15 protein-coding genes are annotated in these 18,228 nt (G+C 50.4%); 6 read left to right on the top strand and 9 right to left on the bottom strand.

Features of this window, described 5'->3' with window-relative positions:
- Positions 1-14 precede the first annotated feature (14 nt).
- Complete coding sequence (gene mltF, locus Q0499_RS09115; protein WP_299198499.1) at positions 15-1,529, bottom strand: membrane-bound lytic murein transglycosylase MltF; 1,515 nt, start codon at positions 1,527-1,529, stop codon at positions 15-17.
- A gap of 112 nt (positions 1,530-1,641) precedes the next feature.
- On the opposite strand from mltF, the gene purL reads away from it, so the two are divergent.
- A complete protein-coding gene (gene purL, locus Q0499_RS09110) occupies positions 1,642-5,544 on the top strand; it encodes a phosphoribosylformylglycinamidine synthase (RefSeq protein ID WP_299198497.1) in 3,903 nt (1,300 codons plus the stop codon).
- A 109-nt stretch (positions 5,545-5,653) separates the two neighbouring features.
- Here the strand turns inward: purL and Q0499_RS09105 are convergent, their stop codons facing one another.
- The 5 genes from Q0499_RS09105 to Q0499_RS09085 all read right to left on the bottom strand — a co-directional run bounded on the left by Q0499_RS09105 (position 5,654) and on the right by Q0499_RS09085 (position 9,894).
- Positions 5,654-7,528 carry a TonB-dependent receptor gene (locus tag Q0499_RS09105; protein WP_299198496.1) on the bottom strand — a complete coding sequence of 625 codons (1,875 nt, stop codon included), beginning with the start codon at positions 7,526-7,528 and terminating at the stop codon, positions 5,654-5,656.
- 163 nt (positions 7,529-7,691) lie between these two features.
- The gene (locus Q0499_RS09100; RefSeq protein ID WP_299198495.1) at positions 7,692-8,048 is read right to left on the bottom strand and encodes a rhodanese-like domain-containing protein; all 357 of its coding nucleotides are present in this window, start codon (positions 8,046-8,048) and stop codon (positions 7,692-7,694) included.
- Between the two features lie 231 nt (positions 8,049-8,279).
- On the bottom strand, positions 8,280-8,906 hold the full coding sequence (locus Q0499_RS09095) for an OmpA family protein (protein ID WP_299198494.1): 627 nt from the start codon (positions 8,904-8,906) through the stop codon (positions 8,280-8,282).
- 112 nt (positions 8,907-9,018) lie between these two features.
- A complete protein-coding gene (locus tag Q0499_RS09090; protein ID WP_299198492.1) occupies positions 9,019-9,318 on the bottom strand; it encodes a YciI family protein in 300 nt (99 codons plus the stop codon).
- A 12-nt stretch (positions 9,319-9,330) separates the two neighbouring features.
- Positions 9,331-9,894, bottom strand: a complete 564-nt coding sequence (locus Q0499_RS09085; RefSeq protein WP_299198490.1) for a septation protein A — start codon at positions 9,892-9,894, stop codon at positions 9,331-9,333.
- 38 nt (positions 9,895-9,932) lie between these two features.
- Between Q0499_RS09085 and Q0499_RS09080 the strand changes: the two genes are divergently transcribed.
- From Q0499_RS09080 to rluB, 4 genes are all read left to right on the top strand, one after another.
- The gene (locus Q0499_RS09080) at positions 9,933-10,808 is read left to right on the top strand and encodes a PHP domain-containing protein (protein ID WP_299198485.1); all 876 of its coding nucleotides are present in this window, start codon (positions 9,933-9,935) and stop codon (positions 10,806-10,808) included.
- Positions 10,809-10,856: 48 nt separating this feature from the next.
- A complete protein-coding gene (locus Q0499_RS09075) occupies positions 10,857-11,477 on the top strand; it encodes an L-threonylcarbamoyladenylate synthase (RefSeq protein WP_299198483.1) in 621 nt (206 codons plus the stop codon).
- 85 nt (positions 11,478-11,562) lie between these two features.
- Positions 11,563-11,949 (top strand): H-NS family nucleoid-associated regulatory protein, encoded by a 387-nt coding sequence (locus tag Q0499_RS09070; RefSeq protein WP_299198481.1) that lies wholly within the window; start codon positions 11,563-11,565, stop codon positions 11,947-11,949.
- A gap of 111 nt (positions 11,950-12,060) precedes the next feature.
- On the top strand, positions 12,061-12,906 hold the full coding sequence (rluB, locus tag Q0499_RS09065) for a 23S rRNA pseudouridine(2605) synthase RluB (protein ID WP_299198479.1): 846 nt from the start codon (positions 12,061-12,063) through the stop codon (positions 12,904-12,906).
- A 94-nt stretch (positions 12,907-13,000) separates the two neighbouring features.
- Here the strand turns inward: rluB and Q0499_RS09060 are convergent, their stop codons facing one another.
- From Q0499_RS09060 to ubiG, 3 genes are read right to left on the bottom strand one after another with little or no spacing between them, the layout of a single operon-like run.
- Positions 13,001-13,741, bottom strand: coding sequence for a YciK family oxidoreductase (locus Q0499_RS09060; protein WP_299198477.1), 741 nt, complete (start codon positions 13,739-13,741; stop codon positions 13,001-13,003).
- A 22-nt stretch (positions 13,742-13,763) separates the two neighbouring features.
- A complete protein-coding gene (locus tag Q0499_RS09055) occupies positions 13,764-14,444 on the bottom strand; it encodes an HAD-IA family hydrolase (RefSeq protein ID WP_299198475.1) in 681 nt (226 codons plus the stop codon).
- 3 nt (positions 14,445-14,447) lie between these two features.
- On the bottom strand, positions 14,448-15,173 hold the full coding sequence (gene ubiG / locus Q0499_RS09050) for a bifunctional 2-polyprenyl-6-hydroxyphenol methylase/3-demethylubiquinol 3-O-methyltransferase UbiG (protein ID WP_299198473.1): 726 nt from the start codon (positions 15,171-15,173) through the stop codon (positions 14,448-14,450).
- 244 nt (positions 15,174-15,417) lie between these two features.
- Between ubiG and gyrA the strand changes: the two genes are divergently transcribed.
- Complete coding sequence (gene gyrA / locus Q0499_RS09045) at positions 15,418-18,078, top strand: DNA gyrase subunit A (protein ID WP_299198471.1); 2,661 nt, start codon at positions 15,418-15,420, stop codon at positions 18,076-18,078.
- The last annotated feature ends 150 nt before the right edge of the window (positions 18,079-18,228 follow it).

The following is an 18,228-nucleotide window of genomic DNA, read 5'->3' as shown; positions in this document are numbered from 1 at the left end:
CAGTTCCGTGCTGATCAGAGTGTTGAGGGAATAGTATCGATCATCTCCTGTACTGCATCTGCACCATTATCCTGAGAGGCCCCTGGCATGAAGATTTCGCCCTCATTTTCGGCCGGGCCTAGCGGCGGCTTAGCGGCTTCTATCTTGGCTTTTCGCAGTTCCCAGTCGAGCAGGTCGTAATAGTTACGGATGTTTTTGACATACAATACGGGCTCATAGCCCCGGGCATATCCGTGGCGTACGCTTTGAAAGTATTCTTTCTGGGTCAGTAGTGGCAGAAACTCTTTTACATCACTCCACTTATCCGGGTCTCTGCCCGCGCGGGCGGTCAGAACACGAGCGTCTTCAAGGTGGCCATAGCCTATATTGTATGAGGCCAGCGCAAACCAGATCCGCTCTTTACCCTGGATTCTGTCAGGGATTTTGCCCATAACTTTCTCCAGATAGTGGGCACCTCCCATGACGCTTTGTACGGGATCAGTGCGGTCGGCGACCCCTACTTCTTTCGCGGCTGCCTGGGTTAGCATCATGATTCCTTTAACCCCAGTGGGTGAAACGGCATTCGGATTCCAGTGGGATTCCTGGTATGCAATGGAGGCGAGTAGACGCCAATCGATATCGGTTTCCTGTTCAGCCATCATGAAATATTGCTCAAGTTTACAAAAACGGGTTTCCAGGTCTCTGCGAAAGGTTTCGATATCAACATAACCGAGTCGGGTTTGTCGGGTGAGGTACTTCTTTTTTAATTTAACCAGTAGTTCCTGAGTGGCTGGACGCTCAAAAAAACGCTGGGTGGCGCGTTGCAAACTCTGGTCACTTTGTTTAATCAGCAGCCAGGCGACTGGCTTGGGTTTACTCAGTGCCAGGGATTTTTTGAGACCAGGGAAATAGGATTTCTGGGCGTCGAATATAAAGTCATCACTGACGGTGTAGTCGATCTCCTGCTCATACACATCTTCAAGTAGCTCAGTAACACTGCTGGTGGTTGTTTCCTGCCACTTCAGGTAGCCGTAGGTGTTTTTCAGAGTCCGTAACAGTTCTGCATGGCTGCTATTGGCGATAACCTTGATGTTTTTATTCTCGAGATCGGCAACCGATTTTGGCTCGGGTTTGCCCTGAGTAACACGGTAGATCAGAGTGGGGGTGGAATATGCGTAGGCGGGAGAGAAAAGAAAGTTTTGGTTACGTTCATCGGTTACTGTCAGCCCGGCTGCAGCAATATGGGCGCTACGATTTTTCACCAGAGTGAATATATCACCGAAGGTATCCGGGATGATCAGCTCGAGTTCAACACCCAGGTAATCGGCGAATGATTTCAGCAACTCATATTCAAATCCGGTGGGCTCTCCGTTGTTATCCTGGTAGTAGGTTGTCGGTGTGTTAAGGGTGGCAACCCTGAGAATTCCGGTTTTCTGGATCGATTCAACCTGCGTCCTGATACTCTGGTTATAGAGGAATAGAGCGACAAACAGCGATACTGAAATCAGCAGGAAAAGTAGCTCTTTAACGTGAAATGAATTTATTCGCATAAGAAAATGGGCTTTTTCTGGTAACCAATCCGCTATTTCAGTAAAATTCGGCCTTAATTTTCTCCTACATACAACCTATCTGTTAGACACACTCAAGAGGCTTGAAACTAACATGCTGGTACTGCGTGGAGCGCCTGCTCTTTCTGCTTTTCGTCACGATAAGCTGCTGTCTGCCCTGAAATCCCGAATTGCCCACATTACCGGTGTTTACGGTGAGTTTATGCACTTCGCTGACCTGGAAAATAACCTGTCTGATCAGGAGCAAAACACGCTGGAGCGTATCCTTTGCTACGGCCCTAAAGCTAAAGTGGAAGAGCCTTCAGGTCAATTAATTTTAGTCGTACCCCGTCCGGGTACGATCTCGCCCTGGTCGTCAAAGGCGACTGATATCGCCAGAAACTGTGGCCTGCAGAGCATTAAGCGGCTGGAGCGCGGAACTGCCTATTTTGTGCATTCTGAGCAGCCACTGAACGATGCGGAGCTGGATGAGGTGCGTGCTGCACTCCATGATCGGATGGTTGAGGCGACGCTTAACGCGGTCGATGATGCATCACAACTGTTCCGTGCTGATCAGCCAGCCCCTTTGACGCTGGTGGATATTCTGTCCGGTGGCCGTGATGCGCTGGTGAAAGCCAACACCGATCTGGGCCTGGCGCTGGCGGATGACGAAATCGATTATCTGGTGAGTAGTTTCGCCGAGCTGGGACGCAACCCGGCGGATGTGGAGCTGATGATGTTTGCTCAGGCAAACTCAGAACACTGCCGGCATAAGATCTTCAATGCTTCATGGGATATCGATGGTGAAGCACAGGATAAATCGCTGTTCGCGATGATCCGTAACACCAATGAGCTGGGCGGTGAGAATATTCTCTCCGCTTACTCGGATAACGCGGCTGTGATGGTAGGCTCAGAAGCGGGGCGTTTCTTCCCGAATCCTGCTACCAAAGAGTATGGCTATCATCAGGAAAGTATTGAGATCCTGATGAAGGTTGAGACTCACAACCATCCGACCGCGATTGCGCCGCACTCGGGTGCCGCCACCGGTTCCGGTGGTGAGATTCGTGATGAGGGGGCTACCGGTAAAGGCTCTAAGCCAAAAGCGGGTCTGACAGGGTTTACTGTTTCTGACCTGAAAATCCCCGGCTTTGTTCAGCCATGGGAATCTGATTATGGCAAACCCGAGCGGATCGTATCTGCCTTGGATATTATGCTAGAAGGCCCCATCGGTGGAGCGGCGTTCAATAACGAATTTGGTCGTCCGGCGCTGAACGGTTATTTCCGTACCTTCGAACAAAAGGTTAACGGTGCAGCGGGTGAAGAGGTGCGTGGTTATCACAAGCCGATCATGATCGCCGGTGGTTACGGTAACATCCGGACGGATCACGTTGATAAGGGTGAGATCGAAGTGGGTGCCAAGCTGATCTGTCTGGGTGGTCCTGCCATGCAGATCGGTCTGGGCGGTGGCGCTGCCTCTTCAATGTCTTCTGGTACTTCCTCTGCGGATCTCGATTTTGCTTCGGTACAGCGGGATAACCCGGAACTTGAACGTCGCTGTCAGGAAGTGATTGATCAGTGCTGGCAACAGGGTGATGCTAACCCGATCGCCTTTATCCATGACGTGGGTGCCGGTGGTCTGTCTAACGCGTTCCCTGAACTGGTTAAAGATGGCGGTTGTGGCGGTGACTTTGAACTGCGTAATGTGAATAACGATGAGCCGGGTATGTCGCCGCTGGCGATCTGGTGTAACGAAGCACAGGAGCGTTATGTGCTGGCGGTACAGCCGGAAGATATGGCCCGTTTTGAAGCGATCTGCGCCCGTGAACGTTGCCCCTACGCTATCGTGGGTACGGCAACGGATGAGAAACATCTGACCCTGAGCGATGCTCACTTTGAGAATAAACCGGTTGATCTGCCGATGAGCGTGCTGTTTGGTAAACCGCCAAAAATGCACCGTTCGGTTAACCGCATCAGTTATGAAGTCCCGGCCTTTGATGCCAGCGGTATCGATCTGAAAGAAGCGGCCACACGGGTACTGAACCTGCCCGCTGTTGCTTCTAAATCGTTCCTGATCACCATCGGTGACCGCTCGATTACCGGCCAGGTGGCGCGTGATCAAATGGTGGGTCCATGGCAGGTGCCGGTGGCGAACTGTGCAGTCACGACGGCATCGTTTGATACCTATGCCGGTGAAGCGATGGCGATGGGTGAGCGTACACCGCTGGCGCTGGTTGATTCGCCTGCGTCTGGCCGGATGGCTGTGGGTGAAACCGTGACCAACCTGGCATCCGCCCGCATCAGCGATATTATCGATATTAAACTGTCCGCCAACTGGATGTGTGCTGCCGGTCATCCGGGTGAAGATGAAAAACTGTATGACACCGTTAAAGCGGTGGGTATGGAGCTGTGTCCACAACTGGGAATCACTATTCCGGTAGGTAAGGACTCTATGTCGATGCGCACCGTATGGAACGATGCCGGTGAAGATAAATCGGTAACCGCGCCGACCTCGCTGATTATTACCGGTTTTGCCCCGGTACTGGATGTGCGTAAGACGCTGACGCCGCAACTGCGGACCGATGTTGAAAACACCGACCTGATCCTGCTGGATCTGGGTAACGGTCAGAATCGACTGGGTCTGTCTGCCCTAGCGCAGGTGTATAATGAAGTCGGTCAGGATGTTCCTGATGTGGATGATCCTGAGCAATTGGTAGCCTTCTTTACGGCTATTCAGGAACTCAACGAACAGGGCTTGCTGCTGGCATACCATGACCGTGCCGATGGTGGTTTGTTTACCACTATAGCGGAGATGGCATTTGCGGGGCATACCGGTGTGGATATCAACCTGGATATGCTGGCGACTGACAGCTCTGAATTTGCCGCGGCGCTGTTCTCTGAAGAGCTGGGTGCGGTTATTCAGGTTAAACGCGATGATATTCAGGCTGTACTGACTGAGCTGAACGCAGCCGGCCTGGCCGAGATTACCAAGGTGATTGGCTCGGTCAATATGGATGATGAGCTGCGGGTTCACTTTGATGATGAAGAGATCTATTCCGAGTCCCGTACCACATTGCAGCGTACCTGGGGGGAAACCTCTTACCGCATGCAATCCCTGCGGGATAACTCAGCTTGTGCCCAGCAGGAGTTTGATGGACTACTGGACAAACAAAACCCAGGCTTGAGTGCCGAGCTGACCTTTGATCAGAATGATAATGTGGCTGCACCCTATATACAGACCGGTGTGCGGCCACAGATGGCGATCATTCGTGAGCAAGGCGTTAACGGTCAGATCGAAATGGGTGCAGCCTTTGACCGCGCTGGTTTTGCTGCCGTGGATGTGCACATGAGTGACATTCTTGAGGGGCGGGTTGATCTGGATCGCTTTAAAGGTCTGGTTGCTTGCGGCGGTTTCTCCTACGGTGACGTGCTGGGGGCTGGCGAAGGTTGGGCTAAATCGATTCTGTTTAATAGCCGTGCCCGGGACCAGTTTGAAACGTTCTTTAATCGCGAAGATAGCTTCTCGCTGGGTATCTGTAACGGTTGTCAGATGCTGTCTAACCTGCACGAGCTGATTCCGGGTGCCGATCTCTGGCCACATTTTGTACGTAATATGTCCGAGCAGTTTGAAGCCCGGGTGGCGATGGTTGAAGTACAGCAAAGTCAGTCGGTTTTCCTTCAGGGTATGGCCGGATCGCGGATGCCAATCGCCGTGGCTCACGGTGAAGGCCGTGCCGAGTTTGCTGATCAGACACACCTGGAAAATCTGCAAAGTTCTGGTGCTGTGGCGCTACGCTATGTGGATAACTACGGTAAGGTGACTGAAGCCTATCCTGCTAATCCGAATGGTTCTCCTATGGGTATCAGTGGTGTGACAACCACCGATGGCCGGGTCACTATCATGATGCCTCATCCTGAACGGGTGTTCCGTGCGGTCACCAATAGCTGGGCGCCGGATCAGTGGGAAGAAGATGGTGCCTGGATGCGGATGTTCCGTAATGCTCGGGTTTGGGTCGGCTGATTTAGTCTTCAGACCCCCGCTTTACAGCTCGCCAGGCCTCGTTTAATGATGTGCTGGTGGTGAGGAAAACGCGCCGCTGGCGCGTTTTTTTATAGCAATACACTGGCTCTTAAAAGCTCAGGCTGATGCCTGCAGAGTAATAGCGCGAACCGGGGTCTTGTGGGGTGCCGCGCAACTCCATATTTTCCGGCAGTTCACGGTTAAACAGATTATCAATGCCCGCCATCAGTTGCACAGAGTCACTGAGCTGATAGTTCAGATGGGTATCCACACTGGTAAAGTGTGAATCATAAGGAGACATTAAACGGGTGGGTGTTGCGTAGTAGTAGCCTGTATAGCGAAATCTGACGCTGCTAGACCATGTGGAACTCCACTCTGAGTCAAGGGATATCCTGCTTTGCCAGCGGGCGCGCTCAGTCAGTCGCTCATCGGTGGTGGCGTCCCTGGCATCAAGGTATTCAAGGGAAGCGCTAAGCTTCTGTTGCCAGGTTAATGCATAGGAAAGAGTTGCTTCTGCACCTTCCAGCGTTGCTTTATCAATATTGGTGTACAGGTAGGTTTTTGTACAGGTAAAGCCCGGACAGGTTCCTGAAGTGCTATTCAGTTCTGCGGCAATTAACTGATCTACATCAGAGCGGTATAGGGTGAGCTCCAGCGCGCCTCTGTCCAGTTGATATCCAAGGCTAAGCTCATAACTGACCGATTCTTCAGGCTGAAGGTCCGGATTGCCATTGATGATGCTGGTGCCATAACCGTTGCGGATAAAGGTGGAATACATCTGCACCAGCGAGGGGGCGCTGAATGCGGTACCGTAGCTTCCGCGTATTTTCCACGGACCTTCACTCCAGGAGAGAGATAAGCGGGGGTTAGTGGTGCTGCCGAAGTCATTATAGTTGTCGTGGCGTATGCCTAGTGTCAGGTTGACGCTGTTGGTCAGGCTCCACTGATCCTGCAGAAACAGGTAGTAGTTATCACGATCAACGGTTTGGGTGTTGATGCTGATATCCACATTATCCTGGCGGTAACCCGCACCGAGGTTATATAGATGGACGTCATTGAACAGACCCGCATAGCGTCCCTCTAACTGAGTTTGCCTGAAGTCGGTGCTTTCCTCACCTGAGCCCCGGTTGACCAGCGCATCGCTGTAACCCTGAGAGAGATCCAGATCAAACTGATCAGTGTCGAACTGCTGTGTATAGCGACCATTGAGTTGATAACGCTTTTCCGATTCAAACTTGCCGCTGCTGGCGTCAGGGTTTTCATCGTTCTGGTCAAGATACTCGGCACCGACGGATAGCTGAATATCATCCCGCAGATCATACCGGCCACGATAGTTGAGAAAGGTGCGTTGCTCCTCATTCAGTGTGCCGTTGTCGTTTTCATAAGGGTTACGCTGCTTATATTCGATCCCGATACTATGGTTACTGTTATCAGTTACAAAATCTCGGCTGGCATGCACAATGACTGTTTCCCGTCCGGCGGGTGATTCAGCTCCGCCAAGGGTCAGGCGGATGCGTGACAGGTCTTTGTCCGGTTTCTGTGTAATGATGTTGATGACACCCCCAAGGGCATCGGAACCATAGAGTGCTGACATCGGTCCCCGGACAATTTCGATACGCTCAACGTTTTGTAGCGAGATGTTGTTGACGTTATTGCCTGCGTATTTCTCAGTCCGGCGCATACCATCAACCAGAATAAGTGTGTGTGTACCGCTGAAGCCGCGAATAGAAACAGATGAGCTTGATCCCCCATCGGTGACCTCCAGTCCCGTACTCTGCTTCAAAACCTCGGCAAGGCTGCGGCTGGAGAATGATTCGATCTCCTCCCGGGTGACAACCTCAATAGAGGCATCCACATCCTGAATCGATTGCTCAACCTGAGTCGCGGTGACAACGATGGTGCTGTCAACAGAATTTGTTGCCGCTGCTAACGGCGCCGATACGCCGTAGACTCCCAACAAAACATATGCTTTCACGTACTTCATAACCTTACATTCCATCAGTGATTTTGACGCTGCTATGGTAAAGCCTGAAGGTTAGCGGGAGGTGTGACAGAAACGCACATGCGTCAATTTGTCGCCTGAAGGAGGGGGTAGGTAGTGCTCTTGAAGTAGACGTTTGTTTTTTATAGCGAAAAGTGAGTTACGGTTACTCTTTAATCGGTAGCTTAAGCTTCCACCAGGCTAACATCCCGCCTTCAAGTTCCTGAGCTTCGAAACCCGCTTTGATAAATTTGCGGGTTGCCGGTTTGCTGCGATGGGCAGAGAGGCAGATGCAGATGACCGGTTTATCTGTGGGCAGTTCGTTGATTCGATCTGTGTTGAGGCTTTGAAGTGGCAGTGATATGGCACCGGGTATATGGCTTTTATCGAACTCCATCTGTGTGCGGACATCAATCAATAGGTAGTTATTAATCAGCCGGGCAGCTTTTTCAGGTGAGATCGAGGCAACGTTGCCGAAAGGAAGCCAGCTAAACCATCCGGATACTTTTTTGTTTGAGGTCATCGGTTGGCCGGGGCCTGTGTTTGGCTTCGGCAAACGCTCATCAGGAAGCTGTATGAGAAAGAGATATTATTCATAGTATTTTAAGTATTCAGAGATAAAAAAAACCGGTTATCGCTCAAGAGAATAGTGCGGTAACCGGTTTATATCAGGCTTTATTACTGCAGTGCAGATAAAGCACTGATGCTAGTTCATATTAGAGCTGAGCTGTTTTTAGGAGCTCTTTTCAAGCTCTTATTGCTGAACTTTGACCTGCTTCTGACCGCTGATAGAGACTTCTACGCGACGGTTCTCTCTCAGGCAAGCCTTGCGTGATGCGCCTGCATCAGTACATACCTTCACTGGATTTGCTTCACCGAAAGAGTAAGAAACTACTTTGCTGGTTTCGATGCCAGCGTTAACCAGCGCGGTATTTACAGCTTCAGCACGACGCTTAGACAGTGCATCGTTGTATGCGTTGGTGCCGATTGAGTCAGTGTAGCCTTTCAGCTCGATAGAGTTCAGTTTAGCCAGGGAACCCACATAGTTTACGATAGCGCTAACGTCAGTTACTTTGCTGCTGTCGAAGTCGAAGTAAACAATGTGGCTCTCTTGAGCATCAACCATTTTCATGACCATTGTAGGAGCAGGTGCTGGTGCAGGTGCCGGAGCGGGTGCTGCTGCGACAGGCTCAGCGCCACACTCAACAGTTTTGTCCTCTGCAGTCCAGTAGCTGTGCTCCCAGCACTCGCCGTAACTGGTTTTCCAAACAGTGTCGTTAGAGCTGGTAGCATAACCGGCGTTGGTTGGGTGGGCATTAGCTACTGCAGAAATTCCCATGGTCAGAGCCAGAGCGGCTGAAAGTGCAAGTTTCTTCATCATATACATCCTTATGTTGTAATTTCGTTCTTTTGTCGGCTATTTATACCAGTTCAACCTGAACCTAACTTAAACAGAGTGGGCTGATAGAGGGCATTTAAGCCTAAAAGAGACACTATGGTAAAACTTTTTTGTATGGTTTTACCATCACTTGTCGATAAACCCCTGCTTTTTTATAGGGGTCCTCATCAGCCCAGGACTCAGCCTGTGCCAGAGAGCCAAATTCAGCAATGATCAGGCTGCCTGTAAAACCTGCAGGACCGGGGTCTTCGCTATCAATCGCGGGGTGAGGCCCGGCGACTAATAGTCGGCCCTCATCGCGAAGAACCTCCAGACGAGCAAGGTGGTCGGGCCTTGCAGTCATTCGTTGTTCAAGTGTTCCGGGGGCGTCTTCACAGATGATGGCGTAGAACATCGGTAGTCTTCCTTAGTTTTCACTGTTGTTTTCTGTCGGCTCGGGTTTTATGTGTCTGGAAATATAGACACCCTGCAGGATAATAAAAATAAGCGTAAGGCCGAGTATGCCAAATAGCTTGAAGTTGACCCACAGATCGTTGTTATCAGGATAGAGCTTTATGATGGCGAGATTGGCCGCACCCATGATGAGAAAAAAAGTAACCCAGGCAAGGTTCAGTTTTCTCCAGACATCGGTTGTCAGCTCAATTGCACTGCTCATGAGACGTTCAACAATGGTCTTCTTGCCAATAAACTGACTTCCAAGGAAGGCCAGAGCAAACAACCAGTTTACGATGGTGGGCTTCCACTTGATAAATGATTCGTCATTCAGGGCAATGGTGAGGCCACCAAGAGAAACTACCAGTAACAGTGTTACCAGCTGCATTTTCTCTATCTTATGGGTCTTGATCCAAGTATAGAGCATCTGTAGCAGTGTAGCGGGAATTAGCACGGCGGTTGCCAGAATAATATCATCGGTGCTTTTATAAACAATAAAGAAGATAATGACGGGTAAGAAATCGAGAAGTATTTTCATAGCAACTTTTTTTGATTAGGAAGTGGGTTGATTATAGAGTGAGCCAGTTAAGTTATAAACCCGAAACCTGTGAGGAATTGCCTTTCAGCGATCTCCATTGTCATTCCTGTTATTCCGATGGTGAGCTGACCCCTGCTGAGCTGCTTAAAGGTGCAGCGGATAAAGGGGTTGGTGTATTCGCGATTACTGACCACGATACTGTGGCCGGGGTTAGTGAATTGAAGTTGGCTGCGGTTGAGTATGGTATCCAGGCGATTGCGGGAACCGAACTGACCTGTCAGTGGGGGCGCAATATGGTGCATATTATTGGCTTGGGTTTTGATGAAAACAACCCGGCTTTAGCGGACTATCTAACGCAGCTTGATGCACTGCGACTGATGCGGGCAGGACTGATTGCGGAAAAACTGTGTAAACGCAATATGCCGGACCTTTTACCCCGGGTGGTTGAATTGGCGGGAAACGGTCAGATAGGGCGCCCTCATTTTGCGCTGGCAATGGTAGAAGCGGGTATTGTTAATAATGAGGTACAGGCATTTAGTCGGTTCTTAGGTGCGGGTAAAATTGGTGATGTAAAAGTTGACTGGCCTACAATGACGCAGGGAATAGATATTATTCACCAGGCGGGTGGTATTGCTGTTTTGGCGCATCCGACAAAATATAATATGACCTTTACCAAAGTAAGGTTGTTGGTGGATGGTTTTTCTCAGCAGGGTGGTGATGCGATTGAAATAAGCTATCCCGGGGTGGAATCCGGACATCTGTTGCAACTGGATAAACTGGCATCAAAACATAAAATGATGGTGTCTGCGGGGAGTGATTTCCATAAACGACAGTTTCACTGGACCGGAATTGGAAAATATCCACGATATAGCAGTAATAATCCCCATGTGCTTTCTAAATTGCTTCAGCATTAACTGAGTTTTAAGTAAAATGCATTTAATTAATTAGTGGAAGATTTTCCTGTGAGCCAGCTGTTTCAGATCCATCCTGAAAATCCCCAGCCGCGTCTGATTAGTCAGGCTGTTGAGATTATAAAAAAAGGTGGGGTTGTTGTTTACCCTACTGATTGTGCTTATGCGTTAGGCTGTCATCTGGGTGATAAGTCGGCCGTTGAGAAAATTAAGCGCATTCGTAAACTGGATGATAAACATAATTTTACTCTGGTATGTCGTGATCTCTCAGAGATTGGCACATATGCTAAAGTGAATAATTCAGTTTATCGTTTGTTAAAATCGATGACTCCGGGCGCGTATACTTTCATTTTAAATGCTACGACTGAAGTCCCTCGTCGATTATTACATCCTAAACGGCGTACAATAGGTCTTCGGATTCCGCAAAATAATATTGCGCTGCAGCTGATGGAAGCATTAGGTGAGCCGATAATGAGCACTTCGCTCATTATGCCGGGAGAGGAACTTCCTCTGATTGATCCATATGAAATCAGGGATCTGTTACAGCATGAGGTTGATCTTGTCATTGATGGTGGATATTGCGGTATGGAAGCAACCAGCGTAATTAACCTGGTTGATGATGTGCCGGTCGTTATTCGTCGGGGTGCGGGTGATGTGTCAGACTTTGAATAAATATGCATGGTTTTTTTATTGAAAAAATGTATTTCTTAATTAATAATTCTTTTGTTCCCAAACTTATTTTCATTGGTGATTTATAATGACCGACTTTGTAAAACTTCTTACCCGTAAAAATTCACTGCGTAAACAGTGTAATGAACTTTCCAGTGCTGATATCGAAAAGGCAATTGCAGATCTGACTGAGATTCTGGAAGAAAAACAGGCTCAGGAAGAGGAGCTGATCGCTGTTGAGCGTGAGCGTTCAGAAAAAATTGAAGCCATTAAGCAGAGTATGCTGGATGCTGGCATTGGTCTTGATGATCTTATGAGCATGGTTGAAGCTCCGGTTAAGAAAAAGGTTGCGCCTAAATATCAGGTAACCGATGAAAATGGTGATGTATACCAGTGGTCTGGTCGGGGTCGTACGCCTGCTGCGTTTCAGGCTGAATTCGCTAAAGGCAAAACCAAGGAAGACTTCTTAATTTAATAAGTTGCTTCCGTTAGGATTAAAAAGCTCTTCGGCGAAGCGTCGAAGGGCTTTTTTGTTTATTTATTTATCAGGAACCTGTTTCAGGTTTCTTAATGTGAGGATGCGTCGGTGATAGACGAAAAACTTCAGAAAGTTTTGGCGCGTTCCGGATTAGGTTCACGTCGTGAGATGGAACGTTGGATTGAAGCTGGCCGTATTTTAGTCAACGGTCAGGTTGCAACGCTCGGCGACAGAATCTCAGTTCGGGATGAGGTTGAGGTTGACGGGCAGGCACAGAAAATGGTGTTTGAGCGCGATAGTGAGCGCCGGGTGCTGATTTATAACAAGCCGTTGGGTGAGGTGGCTACCCGTCATGACCCCGAAGGGCGGTCAACAGTATTTGATCATCTGCCGCCGCTTAAGCAGGGGCGTTGGATTGCGGTAGGTCGTCTGGATATCAATACTTCAGGTTTGCTGCTGTTCACGACGGATGGTGAATTAGCGAACAATCTGATGCATCCATCGGCCAATATTGATCGTGAGTATGCGGTACGTATTCTGGGTGATGTTGACGAAGCGATGATTGGCCGGTTAAAGAAAGGCGTGCTGCTGGAAGATGGTATGGCGCGCTTTACTGATGTGCAGTTCTTTAATGGAGAGGGTGCTAACAAGTGGTATCACGTCTGTATTATGGAAGGGCGTAACCGCGAAGTACGACGGTTGTGGGAATCTCAGGAAGTTCAGGTTAGCCGACTAAAGCGGGTGCGCTACGGGCCCTTCTTCCTGCCGAGTGAGGTGAAAGCGGGTCACTGGAAGGAGTTGTCTCAGAAAGAGATCAATATGCTCTCCAGTATGATGGATATGAAGCAGAAGCATAATAAGCCGCTGTCGGTTCAGGATCAGGAAACTGCAGTGCGTCGGGCTAAACGGCAGAAGACACGCCGGTCGGTGGGGCCTAAAAAGTCTGAGCGCTAGTCAGTCGCGGATAGCTTAATAGTGGGTAGAAAAAACGCAGTCACTTCACAGGGCTGCGTTTTTTTTGCAGGAATGGTTGTTGTTTTTAACGGGTTTACTGCGCGTTCAGAGACTGGCCATTGATGGCGCGGCTATCCCGTCCCATCAGGTAAAGGTAAAGCGGCATAATTTGTTCCGGAGTCGGGTTGTCTTCCGGATTTTCTGCAGGGTAGGCGTTGGCGCGCATATCGGTGCGGGTGGCGCCGGGATTGATCGCATTAACGCGGATGCTGGGGTTGTGTTCCAGTTCGTCAGCCAGCACCTGCATCATTCCCTCTGTTGCGAATTTGGAGACCGCATAGGCGCCCCAGAAGGCTTTGCCGGTTCTGCCAACACCGGATGAGGTAAAGATAATAGAAGCATCTTCTGAGTCGTTGGTTAGTGAGAGCAGGGCCTGTGTCAGCATAAAGGCGCTATTGACGTTAACCTGCATGACCTGCTGCCAGACGATCGGGTCGTAGCTTTCAATCGGGGTGCGAATGCCGAGGAGGCTGGCGTTGTGGAGAATGCCGTCAATTCTGCCGAACTCCTGTTCCAGGGTGGCAGCCAGGTTGTCAAAATCGGTTTCGCTCGCGGTCTCAAGATTCAGGGTGATGATGGCGGCCTGAGGATAGCCTGCGGCTTCTATTTCATCGTATACCGCGTCGAGTTTTGCTTCGGTGCGGCCCAGCAGGATAACGGTGGCGCCGTGGGCGGCATAGCTCAGAGCAGCAGCCCGTCCGATACCGCTACCGGCGCCGGTAACCAGGATGATTTTATCTTGCAGTAAGTTTTCCGGTGCCTGATATTCGTACATGACCGCTCCTCTGTCTGATCGCTTAGTTGTGGCGATAAAGTGTTTCAAGTATGGGGCGGATCTCGCTGGCGTGATCTGCCTGAAAATGACTGTTCCAGCTATTAATGTCTTCACCTTCGTCAAGGTAGCCATAGCTGACAGCAATGGTTTGCATACCAGCACGCAGACCTGCTTCAATATCTCTGCGGTGGTCGCCGATATAGACAGTACGTTCCGGTGCACTGCCGAGTTCGCTACAGGCCAGAAATAGCGCTTCCGGGTGGGGTTTTTTCTCTTTAACGTGATCCGGGCAAATTACGGTGCTGGCTGGGGGTTGCAGGTTGAGGCCTACTATGACCGGCGTGGTGTAGAGTTCCGGCTTGTTGGTGACAATTCCCCAGGGGATCTGGTTGTCTCCCAGCCATCTGAGTAGTTCAGGAATGCCGGCGAACGGTTTGGTCTTAACATCCAGGTGCTGTAGGTAGAGTTCCAGCATCCGTTGGTGTAGCAGGTCAAAGCCATCGGCCTGTTCATCTGTCTGAAAGGCTGCACTGACCATGGCTCGTGCCCCGTTGGAAACATAGCCGCGAATAAACTCATAACTGATAGGGCGGCGCTGGTGTTCGGCCAGAAGCAGATTAATCACATGATGAAAATCCGGGGCAGTGTCGAGCAGTGTGCCATCCAGGTCGAACAGTACCGCCTCAGGCAGAAGAGTATTCATCGCTCAGTCAGGCTTCCGCGTGGCGATCATATAATTCACGTCGACATCTTTGTCGTTGAGCCTGTAAGTTTTGCTCAGTGGGTTGTATGTCAGCCCGGTGATTTTCTCGCTCTGTAAGCCGCTCTGGCGTATCCAGCTGGCCAGTTCGGAGGGGCGGATAAACTTGTTGAAATCGTGAGTGCCCTTGGGCACCAGTTTTAGCAGGTGTTCAGCCCCGATAATGGCCATCATGTAGCTTTTAGGGTTGCGGTTCAGGGTGGAGAAAAAGACAAAACCGCCTGGCTTTACCAGCCGACTGCAGGCATCCACAATTGAGGAGGGGTCGGGAACATGTTCCATCATCTCCATGCAGGTCACCATATCAAAGCTTGCCGGTTGTTCGGTTGCCAGTTGTTCCACGGTCACCTGGCGGTAGGAGACGTTAACGCCGCTTTCCAAACCGTGCAGTTTAGCTACTTTAAGGGGGGCTTCGCCCATGTCTATACCGGTGACTGCAGCGCCGCGGTGAGCCATCGCTTCTGATAAAATGCCGCCGCCACAGCCGACATCCAGCACTGACTTGCCATTGAGTGCCGCGATACGATCGATAAAGTCGACCCGTAGCGGGTTGATGTCGTGCAGTGGTTTAAATTCGCTTTCACGGTCCCACCACCGGCTGGCCAGCTCTTCAAATTTAGCAATTTCCTGGGGGTCGATATTTGCGCCGGTGTTGTTCTGCGTGTCAGTCATAATTTGCTGCCAAAGGCTGATGTCGGGTGAAAATTCTGCGCCATTCTAGCACTGCTGAAGGGGCGAATACAGAATGTCTGATCGGGAACTGCGCAGAACCCTGATTCAGGTGTCCAAGGTCTTAATTTTGCGAGAATATTGCAATTTCTTTATGGTATACTCGCGGGCTTATGGTTTACCGCTTTCAGGGTGGGTTTAACCACTTAATTCTCAGCAGTCAGATTCAAGGATAGCCAGAGCTATTATGGGTGATTTAGCCAGAGAGATTCTGCCAGTTAACATCGAAGATGAACTGAAGCAGTCATATCTGGATTACGCGATGAGCGTAATCGTGGGGCGTGCGTTACCAGACGTACGGGATGGACTTAAGCCGGTACACCGTCGGGTGCTGTTCGCCATGAGTGAGCTGGGCAACGACTGGAATAAGCCGTACAAAAAATCTGCCCGTGTGGTGGGTGACGTCATCGGTAAATATCACCCTCATGGTGATAGTGCTGTGTATGACACCATCGTACGGATGGCCCAGCCATTTTCGATGCGTTATATGCTTGTTGATGGTCAGGGTAACTTCGGTTCAGTCGATGGTGATTCGGCTGCGGCGATGCGTTATACCGAGATCCGCATGGCGAAGATCTCGCACGAATTGCTGGCCGATCTGGATAAAGAAACCGTTGATTTCGTGCCCAACTATGATGGCACGGAACAGATTCCAGCGGTCATGCCGACTAAGGTTCCGACCTTGCTGGTGAATGGCTCTGCCGGTATCGCGGTCGGTATGGCGACCAATATTCCGCCGCATAACCTCGGCGAGATTGTGCGTGGCTGTATTGCGCTGATCGATGATCCGGATCTCGGCATCGATGGTCTGATGGAATATATTCCGGCACCTGACTTCCCAACCGGGGCGATCATCAATGGTCGTGCGGGTATCCTGCAGGCCTACCAGACTGGTCGTGGCCGCATCTATCTGCGTGCCAAGCATCATATCGAGACCAATGACAAAAACGGTAAAGAGTCGATCATCTTTACTGAGATCCCGTATCAGGTTAACAAAGCGCGGCTGATTGAAAAGATCGCTGAGCTGGTTAAAGAGAAGAAGCTTGAAGGGATTACCGAACTGCGTGATGAGTCCGACAAGGACGGTATGCGCATCGTTATCGAACTGCGTAAAGGCGAAGTCTCTGAGGTAGTGGTTAACAACCTCTTTATTCAGACCCAGCTGCAGAATGTCTTCGGTATTAATATGGTGGCGCTGGTTGATGGTCAGCCGCGTACACTGGATCTGAAATCGATTCTCGAATGCTTCATTCGCCACCGTCGTGAAGTGGTTACCCGGCGTACGGTGTACCTGTTGCGCAAGGCACGTGAGCGGGGGCATATATTGGAAGGTCTGGCGATTGCGCTGGCCAATATTGATGCCGTTATCGAGATGATTAAGAGCTCTCCGACACCGGCAGAAGCTAAAGAACGACTGATTGAAACATCATGGCAGCCCGGTGAGGTAACTGTGATGTTGGAGCGTGCAGGTGAGAATGCCTGCCGTCCGGAAGATCTTGAAGCACAATACGGCATGCACGACGGTGTTTATCACCTGTCACCGGCGCAGGCTCAGGCGATCCTTGAGTTGCGTTTGCATCGCCTGACGGGCTTGGAACATGACAAGCTGATCGCTGAATATCGCGACCTGCTGGAGCGTATTGCTGAGCTGCTGGCTATTCTGAACAGTCCTGAGCGGCTGATGGAAGTTATCCGTGAAGAGCTGGAACAGATCGTTGAAGAGTTTGGTGATGAGCGTCGCACCGATATCATCGCGTCTCAGCAGGACTTTACTGTCGCTGATCTGATCGCTGAAGAGGATATGGTGGTGACCATCTCTCACGGTGGTTATGCCAAGACTCAGCCGCTGACCATGTACCAGGCTCAGCGCCGGGGTGGTAAAGGTAAGTCTGCCACTGCAGTGAAAGATGAAGACTTTATCGAGAAGCTGCTGATCGCCAGCACCCATGACACGATTCTCTGCTTTACCAACCTGGGTAAAGTGTACTGGCTGAAGGTGTATGAGATTCCGCAAGCCAGTCGTGCGGCAAGAGGACGTCCGATTGTCAATATTCTGCCGTTGCAGGAGGGTGAGCGCATCACCACTATCCTGACCGTGAATGAATATGCCGATGAGCACTATGTGTTTATGGCAACGTCCGACGGTACGGTGAAGAAAACGCCGTTAGTTAACTTCTCCCGTCCGCGCTCTACCGGTTTGATCGCGCTGGCACTGGATGAAGGGGATACGCTGATTGGTGCTGCTATTACCGACGGTACCGCTGAGGTGATGCTGGTGTCCAGTCAGGGCAAATCAATCCGCTTCGCAGAAGATGATGTTCGTCCGATGGGTCGTACAGCTCGCGGTGTTCGCGGTATCCGACTGAATAAAGGTGCGAAGGTTATCTCACTGATTATTCCTCAGGAAAATGGCCGTATTCTGACCACCAGTATCAATGGTTTTGGTAAGCAGACCGCGGTTGAGGATTTCCCGACCTATGGTCGTGGTGGTCAGGGTGTTATCGCAATGCAGTGTACCGATCGTAACGGTGAACTGATCGGCGCGGTGCAGATGTTTGAAGGCGATGATGTGATGCTGATCAGCGATCAGGGCACCTTGGTGCGTACCCGCGGTGATGAGATTTCCGTGCTGGGTCGTAACACTCAGGGGGTTCGGGTGATTCGTGTGGCTGCGGATGAAAATCTGGTTGGCGTTGCACGAATAGAGGAACCTGAAGTGTCGGACGATGAGCTAATAGATGGCGAACTGATAGAAGGAACGCTGGTCGACGGCGAATTGCCAGAGGATTCAGCCGATGCGCCAGCCTCAGATTCTTCTGAGACACCCGAGGATGACACCGACGCCTGACGGTGAGGCTAAATAAATGTGCGGCTCAGACCGCACATTTTTGTCTTAGGCTGCTTTTTAAAAGCAATTTGTTTTAAGCGCTGATTGTAGTCGTCAGTTGCAGCAATCAGTTTTGAAAATTAGTCATTACAGAATGACTTAGAAGATCGC

The sequence above is a fragment of the uncultured Amphritea sp. genome, from assembly GCF_937127095.1.
Lineage (GTDB): Bacteria > Pseudomonadota > Gammaproteobacteria > Pseudomonadales > Balneatricaceae > Amphritea.
The sequence above is the reverse complement of the archived record's forward strand: the minus strand, read 5'-3'. Positions and strand labels throughout refer to the sequence as shown.

Bases quoted from the DNA above. Each gene is read 5' to 3' on its own strand.
- mltF (WP_299198499.1), bottom strand. From the start codon at position 1,529: ATGCGAATAAATTCATTTCACGTTAAAGAGCTACTTTTCCTGCTGATT.
- purL (WP_299198497.1), top strand. From the start codon at position 1,642: ATGCTGGTACTGCGTGGAGCGCCTGCTCTTTCTGCTTTTCGTCACGAT.
- Q0499_RS09105 (WP_299198496.1), bottom strand. From the start codon at position 7,528: ATGAAGTACGTGAAAGCATATGTTTTGTTGGGAGTCTACGGCGTATCG.
- Q0499_RS09100 (WP_299198495.1), bottom strand. From the start codon at position 8,048: ATGACCTCAAACAAAAAAGTATCCGGATGGTTTAGCTGGCTTCCTTTC.
- Q0499_RS09095 (WP_299198494.1), bottom strand. From the start codon at position 8,906: ATGATGAAGAAACTTGCACTTTCAGCCGCTCTGGCTCTGACCATGGGA.
- Q0499_RS09090 (WP_299198492.1), bottom strand. From the start codon at position 9,318: ATGTTCTACGCCATCATCTGTGAAGACGCCCCCGGAACACTTGAACAA.
- Q0499_RS09085 (WP_299198490.1), bottom strand. From the start codon at position 9,894: ATGAAAATACTTCTCGATTTCTTACCCGTCATTATCTTCTTTATTGTT.
- Q0499_RS09070 (WP_299198481.1), top strand. From the start codon at position 11,563: ATGACCGACTTTGTAAAACTTCTTACCCGTAAAAATTCACTGCGTAAA.
- Q0499_RS09060 (WP_299198477.1), bottom strand. From the start codon at position 13,741: ATGTACGAATATCAGGCACCGGAAAACTTACTGCAAGATAAAATCATC.
- Q0499_RS09055 (WP_299198475.1), bottom strand. From the start codon at position 14,444: ATGAATACTCTTCTGCCTGAGGCGGTACTGTTCGACCTGGATGGCACA.
- ubiG (WP_299198473.1), bottom strand. From the start codon at position 15,173: ATGACTGACACGCAGAACAACACCGGCGCAAATATCGACCCCCAGGAA.
- gyrA (WP_299198471.1), top strand. From the start codon at position 15,418: ATGGGTGATTTAGCCAGAGAGATTCTGCCAGTTAACATCGAAGATGAA.